Origin of the sequence: Shigella sp. FC1544, from assembly GCF_001722145.1 — a bacterium.
GTDB classification, from domain to species: domain Bacteria; phylum Pseudomonadota; class Gammaproteobacteria; order Enterobacterales; family Enterobacteriaceae; genus Escherichia; species Escherichia coli.
In genome coordinates this window covers 24,809-31,848 of the sequence record NZ_MECT01000210.1, presented here as the reverse complement: position 1 = coordinate 31,848, position 7,040 = coordinate 24,809, and the positions used below count along the sequence as shown (strand labels likewise).

Annotated in this window: 8 protein-coding genes and 1 pseudogene; 8 read left to right on the top strand and 1 reads right to left on the bottom strand. The window is 51.1% G+C overall.

Annotated elements, in window-relative coordinates; all coding sequences use genetic code 11:
• Window positions 1-209: IS3 family transposase (locus tag BGK49_RS12020; protein WP_001073957.1), on the top strand; the 209-nt coding region annotated here is incomplete at its 5' end.
• A gap of 41 nt (window positions 210-250) precedes the next feature.
• On the opposite strand, the pseudogene BGK49_RS12015 reads toward BGK49_RS12020, so the two are convergent.
• A pseudogene (locus tag BGK49_RS12015) lies at window positions 251-787 on the bottom strand (FAD-dependent oxidoreductase); the annotation flags it as partial.
• A gap of 255 nt (window positions 788-1,042) precedes the next feature.
• Here BGK49_RS12015 and rseD point away from each other — a divergent pair.
• The 7 genes from rseD (at window position 1,043) to lepB (ending at window position 6,872) form a co-directional block, all read left to right on the top strand.
• The gene (gene rseD / locus BGK49_RS29365) at window positions 1,043-1,198 is read left to right on the top strand and encodes a rpoE leader peptide RseD (RefSeq protein WP_001303621.1); all 156 of its coding nucleotides are present in this window, start codon (window positions 1,043-1,045) and stop codon (window positions 1,196-1,198) included.
• Window positions 1,195-1,770, top strand: a complete 576-nt coding sequence (gene rpoE / locus BGK49_RS12005) for an RNA polymerase sigma factor RpoE (protein WP_001295364.1) — start codon at window positions 1,195-1,197, stop codon at window positions 1,768-1,770. The genes rseD and rpoE overlap by 4 nt, the downstream gene beginning before the upstream one ends.
• A gap of 32 nt (window positions 1,771-1,802) precedes the next feature.
• A complete protein-coding gene (rseA, locus tag BGK49_RS12000; protein WP_001168459.1) occupies window positions 1,803-2,453 on the top strand; it encodes an anti-sigma-E factor RseA in 651 nt (216 codons plus the stop codon).
• On the top strand, window positions 2,453-3,409 hold the full coding sequence (gene rseB, locus BGK49_RS11995) for a sigma-E factor regulatory protein RseB (RefSeq protein WP_000812031.1): 957 nt from the start codon (window positions 2,453-2,455) through the stop codon (window positions 3,407-3,409). The genes rseA and rseB overlap by 1 nt, the downstream gene beginning before the upstream one ends.
• On the top strand, window positions 3,406-3,885 hold the full coding sequence (rseC, locus tag BGK49_RS11990; RefSeq protein WP_000589070.1) for a SoxR-reducing system protein RseC: 480 nt from the start codon (window positions 3,406-3,408) through the stop codon (window positions 3,883-3,885). The genes rseB and rseC overlap by 4 nt, the downstream gene beginning before the upstream one ends.
• Window positions 3,886-4,082: 197 nt before the next feature.
• Window positions 4,083-5,882 (top strand): translation elongation factor 4, encoded by a 1,800-nt coding sequence (gene lepA, locus BGK49_RS11985; protein ID WP_000790168.1) that lies wholly within the window; start codon window positions 4,083-4,085, stop codon window positions 5,880-5,882.
• 15 nt (window positions 5,883-5,897) lie between these two features.
• Complete coding sequence (gene lepB / locus BGK49_RS11980; RefSeq protein WP_000002542.1) at window positions 5,898-6,872, top strand: signal peptidase I; 975 nt, start codon at window positions 5,898-5,900, stop codon at window positions 6,870-6,872.
• Window positions 6,873-7,040 lie beyond the last annotated feature (168 nt).

Here is a 7,040-nt window from a genome sequence, read left to right as displayed (position 1 = left end):
ACTGTTACGACAACGCTCCGATGGAAAGCTTCTGGGGAACGCTGAAAAATGAGAGCCTGAGCCACTATCGTTTTAATAACCGGGATGAAGCCATCTCAGTAATACGGGAATACATTGAGATTTTCTACAATCGTCAGCGTCGTCACTCTCGTCTGGGGAATATCTCCCCGGCAGCCTTCAGGGAAAAATATCATCAGATGGCTGCTTAAAAAAAGAACAAATGGTAGTGTCCGCTATTGCCAGTACACCTCACCCGTCGCGTGCCCGGCAGGCCAATTTTGTCAGAGACAATCAGATCAACTGCGTTGCTGCGCTCCAGCACACGAATATTCGGATGGTTCTGCGCCTTGCTCACCAGCGTGGATTGTACTTCTCTACCGGTGGCGTCAGCGGCATGAAGAATACGACGGTGACTATGTCCACCTTCACGGGTCAGATGGTAGCTTTCTTCGCCATTCGGTTGAACGTGGGTATCAAACAAAACCCCCTGGTCAATTAACCATTGCACACAGGAACGAGCATTGCTGGCGACAAATTCAACTGCATGGCGATCGCAAATACCAGCCCCGGCAATCAATGTGTCTTCCACATGCGAGTCAATGCTGTCAGTTTCATCAAACACGGCGGCAATACCGCCCTGGGCATAAAATGTTGAACCTTCCGTTACCGGGCCTTTACTTAGAACGATGACCTGATGCTGGTCAGCCAGGCGTAGCGCCAGTGAAAGTCCGGCTGCGCCGCTACCAATAATCAACACGTCACATGAATGTTCAGGGAGAGTATTCATTTTCTTTGTCTAATTTACTAAACACGGTTTGGTCAGCATAGCATCATGTTGTGCGAATAAACACCTGCTATTTTAATATTTGTTACAGTTGCTAAACACGCTGATGCAGGGCGGCGAGAAAAAGAGAAGTTACTGGCTGGTGGAGGATTAGGTGGTGAAATAAAAAGGCCGTTGGGTTACTCTTCAGGCAGTTAAATGGGCATTTCTACACAGATAATGCGATGTTCAGATTCTGTAGACTTATAATGATAGATAATGATCCGTCTACAGCATGACAAACAAAAACAGATGCGTTACGGAACTTTACAAAAACGAGACACTCTAACCCTTTGCTTGCTCAAATTGCAGCTAATGGAGTGGCGTTTCGATAGCGCGTGGAAATTTGGTTTGGGGAGACTTTACCTCGGATGAGCGAGCAGTTAACGGACCAGGTCCTGGTTGAACGGGTCCAGAAGGGAGATCAGAAAGCCTTTAACTTACTGGTAGTGCGCTATCAGCATAAAGTGGCGAGTCTGGTTTCCCGCTATGTGCCGTCGGGTGATGTTCCCGATGTGGTACAAGAAGCTTTTATTAAAGCCTATCGTGCGCTGGATTCGTTCCGGGGAGATAGCGCTTTTTATACATGGCTGTATCGGATTGCTGTAAATACAGCGAAAAATTACCTGGTTGCTCAGGGGCGTCGTCCACCTTCCAGTGATGTGGATGCCATTGAAGCTGAAAACTTCGAAAGTGGCGGCGCGTTGAAAGAAATTTCGAACCCTGAGAACTTAATGTTGTCAGAAGAACTGAGACAGATAGTTTTCCGAACTATTGAGTCCCTCCCGGAAGATTTGCGCATGGCAATAACCTTGCGGGAGCTGGATGGCCTGAGCTATGAAGAGATAGCCGCTATCATGGATTGTCCGGTAGGTACGGTGCGTTCACGTATCTTCCGAGCGAGGGAAGCTATTGATAACAAAGTTCAACCGCTTATCAGGCGTTGACGATAGCGGGATACTGGATAAGGGTATTAGGCATGCAGAAAGAACAACTTTCCGCTTTAATGGATGGCGAAACGCTGGATAGTGAGCTGCTTAACGAACTGGCTCATAACCCAGAAATGCAGAAAACCTGGGAAAGCTATCACTTAATCCGTGACTCAATGCGGGGTGATACTCCCGAGGTGCTCCATTTCGATATCTCTTCACGCGTGATGGCCGCCATTGAAGAAGAGCCAGTACGTCAACCGGCGACATTGATCCCGGAAGCCCAGCCTGCGCCGCATCAATGGCAGAAAATGCCATTCTGGCAGAAAGTACGTCCGTGGGCGGCACAGCTTACCCAAATGGGCGTAGCAGCATGCGTATCGCTTGCAGTTATCGTTGGCGTCCAGCACTATAATGGACAATCTGAAACGTCCCAGCAGCCCGAAACGCCGGTATTTAATACACTGCCGATGATGGGTAAAGCCAGCCCGGTAAGCCTGGGAGTACCTTCTGAAGCGACCGCAAACAATGGTCAACAGCAGCAGGTACAGGAGCAGCGTCGTCGCATTAATGCAATGTTGCAGGATTACGAACTGCAACGCCGACTCCACTCTGAACAGCTTCAGTTTGAGCAGGCGCAAACCCAGCAAGCCGCTGTACAGGTGCCAGGAATTCAAACTTTAGGAACGCAATCGCAGTAATGAAGCAACTTTGGTTTGCCATGTCATTAGTGACAGGTAGCCTGTTATTCTCTGCTAACGCCTCGGCCACTCCCGCGTCCGGGGCGTTATTACAGCAGATGAACCTGGCCAGTCAGTCACTGAATTACGAGCTGTCATTCATCAGCATCAATAAACAGGGTGTTGAGTCTCTGCGTTATCGACATGCACGCCTCGATAACCGTCCTCTTGCACAATTGTTGCAAATGGATGGCCCGCGCCGGGAAGTGGTACAGCGCGGCGATGAAATCAGCTATTTTGAACCGGGACTTGAACCGTTCACGCTTAATGGCGATTACATTGTTGATTCTCTGCCATCGCTCATCTATACCGATTTCAAACGCCTTTCTCCTTACTACGACTTTATCTCCGTCGGGCGCACGCGTATTGCTGATCGTCTTTGCGAAGTCATTCGCGTGGTTGCCCGAGATGGTACACGCTACAGCTACATCGTGTGGATGGACACCGAATCGAAATTACCGATGCGGGTTGATCTCCTTGATCGCGATGGTGAAACGCTGGAACAATTTCGCGTGATTGCTTTTAACGTCAATCAGGATATCAGCAGCAGTATGCAGACGCTGGCGAAGGCAAATTTGCCGCCGTTGCTTTCTGTTCCTGTAGGTGAAAAAGCTAAATTCAGCTGGACGCCAACCTGGTTGCCACAGGGTTTTAGCGAAGTTTCCAGTAGTCGACGTCCGCTACCGACGATGGACAACATGCCTATCGAATCACGTCTCTATTCTGACGGATTATTCAGCTTCTCGGTAAACGTTAACCGCGCTACGCCATCGAGCACCGATCAGATGTTGCGCACCGGACGCAGAACCGTCAGTACAAGCGTACGTGATAACGCCGAAATCACCATTGTCGGTGAACTGCCGCCGCAAACGGCGAAACGCATTGCCGAGAATATTAAGTTCGGGGCAGCGCAATGATCAAAGAGTGGGCTACCGTCGTCTCCTGGCAAAACGGGCAGGCGCTGGTCAGTTGTGATGTTAAAGCTTCATGCAGCAGCTGCGCTTCACGCGCCGGTTGCGGTAGCCGCGTGTTGAATAAACTTGGCCCGCAAACCACGCATACCATTGTCGTACCCTGTGATGAACCGTTAGTGCCGGGGCAAAAAGTGGAATTGGGGATCGCCGAAGGCAGCCTGCTTAGCTCCGCATTACTGGTTTATATGTCGCCGCTGGTGGGATTATTCCTCATCGCTTCGCTATTTCAGCTACTCTTTGCTTCTGACGTCGCAGCATTATGTGGTGCGGTCCTCGGCGGTATTGGCGGGTTCCTGATTGCGCGCGGCTACTCGCGTAAGTTTGCTGCCCGGGCAGAATGGCAACCGATCATCTTAAGCGTGGCATTGCCGCCTGGCCTTGTGCGATTTGAAACATCTTCGGAAGACGCGAGCCAGTGATTTCACTGGCTTTGTTGCATTTTGCATAACAAATGCGAGGACGTTTCCAGATACCACAATCCATACGGTATGAACATTTCCTCGCCTCAATGTTGTAGTGTAGAATGCGGCGTTTCTATTAATACAGACGTTAAGCTCAGAACAGCGACTTCTAAAAGCCTGGTTAACCGGGCATTAAGGCACAATAATCATACTTTATGAAGAATATACGTAACTTTTCGATCATAGCTCACATTGACCACGGTAAATCGACGCTGTCTGACCGTATTATCCAGATCTGCGGTGGCCTGTCTGACCGTGAAATGGAGGCGCAGGTTCTCGATTCCATGGATCTTGAGCGTGAGCGTGGCATTACCATCAAAGCGCAAAGCGTGACGCTGGACTACAAAGCGTCTGACGGCGAAACCTATCAGCTTAACTTTATCGACACCCCGGGCCACGTAGACTTCTCCTATGAAGTTTCCCGTTCGCTGGCTGCCTGTGAAGGTGCATTGCTGGTGGTCGACGCCGGGCAGGGCGTGGAAGCGCAAACCCTGGCAAACTGCTACACCGCCATGGAAATGGATCTCGAAGTGGTGCCAGTACTGAACAAGATTGACCTGCCGGCAGCCGATCCTGAACGCGTGGCGGAAGAAATTGAAGATATCGTCGGCATCGACGCCACTGACGCGGTGCGCTGTTCAGCGAAAACCGGCGTTGGCGTGCAGGACGTTCTCGAACGTCTGGTGCGCGACATTCCGCCGCCGGAAGGCGATCCGGAAGGCCCGTTGCAGGCACTAATTATCGACTCATGGTTCGACAACTACCTGGGCGTTGTTTCACTTATCCGTATTAAAAACGGCACCCTGCGTAAGGGCGACAAAGTGAAAGTCATGAGTACCGGGCAGACCTATAACGCCGACCGTCTGGGCATCTTCACGCCGAAACAGGTTGACCGCACTGAACTGAAATGTGGCGAAGTAGGCTGGCTGGTATGTGCGATTAAAGATATCCACGGCGCTCCAGTCGGCGATACCTTAACGCTGGCGCGTAATCCGGCAGAAAAGGCGCTGCCTGGCTTTAAGAAAGTCAAACCGCAGGTATACGCCGGTCTGTTCCCGGTAAGTTCCGACGACTATGAAGCCTTCCGTGACGCGCTGGGTAAACTCAGCCTGAATGATGCCTCACTGTTCTATGAGCCGGAAAGCTCCAGCGCGCTGGGCTTTGGTTTCCGCTGCGGCTTCCTTGGCCTGCTGCACATGGAGATCATCCAGGAACGTCTGGAACGTGAATACGATCTGGATCTGATCACCACTGCGCCGACCGTAGTGTATGAAGTTGAAACCACGTCAAGGGAAGTTATCTACGTCGACAGCCCATCCAAGCTGCCTGCGGTAAATAACATTTACGAACTGCGCGAGCCGATTGCAGAGTGTCACATGCTGCTGCCGCAGGCATATCTCGGCAACGTTATTACGCTGTGCGTAGAAAAACGCGGCGTGCAGACCAATATGGTTTACCACGGTAATCAGGTGGCGCTGACGTACGAGATCCCGATGGCGGAAGTGGTGCTCGACTTCTTCGATCGCCTGAAATCTACCTCGCGTGGTTATGCGTCTCTGGATTACAACTTCAAACGCTTCCAGGCGTCCGACATGGTACGTGTAGACGTATTAATCAACGGTGAACGTGTTGATGCGTTGGCGCTGATCACCCACCGTGATAATTCGCAAAACCGCGGTCGCGAGTTGGTGGAGAAGATGAAAGATCTGATCCCACGCCAGCAGTTTGATATCGCCATTCAGGCAGCGATTGGTACGCACATTATTGCGCGATCCACCGTGAAACAGCTGCGTAAAAACGTACTGGCTAAATGTTATGGCGGCGATATCAGCCGTAAGAAAAAGCTGCTGCAGAAGCAGAAAGAAGGTAAGAAACGCATGAAGCAGATCGGTAACGTCGAGCTGCCGCAGGAAGCGTTCCTCGCCATTCTGCACGTCGGCAAAGACAACAAATAACCCTTAGGAGTTGGCATGGCGAATATGTTTGCCCTGATTCTGGTGATTGCCACACTGGTGACGGGCATTTTATGGTGCGTGGATAAATTCTTTTTCGCACCTAAACGGCGGGAACGTCAGGCAGCGGCGCAGGCGGCTGCCGGTGACTCACTGGATAAAGCAACCCTGAAAAAGGTTGCGCCGAAGCCTGGCTGGCTGGAAACCGGTGCTTCTGTTTTTCCGGTGCTGGCTATCGTATTGATTGTACGTTCGTTTATTTATGAACCGTTCCAGATCCCGTCAGGTTCGATGATGCCGACTCTGTTAATCGGTGATTTTATTCTGGTAGAGAAGTTTGCTTATGGCATTAAAGATCCTATCTACCAGAAAACGCTGATCGAAACCGGTCATCCGAAACGCGGCGATATCGTGGTCTTTAAATATCCGGAAGATCCAAAGCTTGATTACATCAAGCGCGCGGTGGGTTTACCGGGCGATAAAGTCACTTACGATCCGGTCTCAAAAGAGCTGACGATTCAACCGGGATGCAGTTCCGGCCAGGCGTGTGAAAACGCGCTACCGGTCACCTACTCCAACGTGGAACCGAGCGATTTCGTTCAGACCTTCTCACGCCGTAATGGTGGGGAAGCGACCAGCGGATTCTTTGAAGTGCCGAAAAACGAAACCAAAGAAAATGGAATTCGTCTTTCCGAGCGTAAAGAGACACTGGGTGATGTGACGCACCGAATTCTGACAGTGCCGATTGCGCAGGACCAGGTGGGGATGTATTACCAGCAGCCAGGGCAACAACTGGCAACCTGGATTGTTCCGCCGGGACAATACTTCATGATGGGCGACAACCGCGACAACAGCGCGGACAGCCGTTACTGGGGTTTTGTGCCTGAAGCGAATCTGGTCGGTCGGGCAACGGCTATCTGGATGAGTTTCGATAAGCAAGAAGGCGAATGGCCGACAGGTGTGCGCTTAAGTCGCATTGGCGGCATCCATTAATAGCCCATCTTCGTTCACGTTGTCGCCGTTATGGCGACAACGTGAATTATTTATGAGATAAATCTCCCGTGGCTAACGACATCCCCCGTCGTTGTGTATAGAATATTCCCCCGAAGTTTAAGGTTGGCACCTCCAGGTTGCCACGGCACACGAAACAGCGTTGGTCCC

Excerpts from the sequence above, each read along its gene's own strand:
- lepB (WP_000002542.1), top strand. The coding sequence starts at position 5,898 with ATGGCGAATATGTTTGCCCTGATTCTGGTGATTGCCACACTGGTGACG.
- lepA (WP_000790168.1), top strand. The coding sequence starts at position 4,083 with ATGAAGAATATACGTAACTTTTCGATCATAGCTCACATTGACCACGGT.
- rseD (WP_001303621.1), top strand. The coding sequence starts at position 1,043 with ATGATCCGTCTACAGCATGACAAACAAAAACAGATGCGTTACGGAACT.
- rseC (WP_000589070.1), top strand. The coding sequence starts at position 3,406 with ATGATCAAAGAGTGGGCTACCGTCGTCTCCTGGCAAAACGGGCAGGCG.
- rseA (WP_001168459.1), top strand. The coding sequence starts at position 1,803 with ATGCAGAAAGAACAACTTTCCGCTTTAATGGATGGCGAAACGCTGGAT.
- rpoE (WP_001295364.1), top strand. The coding sequence starts at position 1,195 with ATGAGCGAGCAGTTAACGGACCAGGTCCTGGTTGAACGGGTCCAGAAG.
- rseB (WP_000812031.1), top strand. The coding sequence starts at position 2,453 with ATGAAGCAACTTTGGTTTGCCATGTCATTAGTGACAGGTAGCCTGTTA.